This is a genomic window from Psychroserpens mesophilus, assembly GCF_050617655.1.
Classification (GTDB): domain Bacteria; phylum Bacteroidota; class Bacteroidia; order Flavobacteriales; family Flavobacteriaceae; genus Psychroserpens; species Psychroserpens mesophilus_A.
The window spans coordinates 1-274 of the sequence record NZ_JBODQC010000154.1 but is presented as its reverse complement, the minus strand read 5'-3'; the positions used below and the strand labels follow the sequence as shown (position 1 = coordinate 274).

The following is a 274-nucleotide window of genomic DNA, read 5'->3' as shown; positions in this document are numbered from 1 at the left end:
CCCTGGGGGGAATTTGGCGGGGACTACGGAAAAATAGGAAGTGCCATCGACCGGGTGGCCAAGGGGTTCAAGGATACGTCCCGGCGCCCGGAAGGCGCCGGATACTACCTGCCCAACAATGTTCGGGATCTCGATTTCAGCAGCCTGCCCGGGGGCAAAGCGCAAATCACCTGCAACCCCTTGCCGGAGCACCATTTGGCACCGGACGAATTGCTGCTGATGACCATCCGCTCCCACGACCAGTTCAATACGACCATTTACGGCATGGACGACC

1 pseudogene is annotated in these 274 nt (G+C 59.9%); it reads left to right on the top strand.

The features are described from left to right. A pseudogene (locus ACRHNM_RS16735) lies at window positions 1–274 on the top strand (hypothetical protein); the annotation flags it as partial.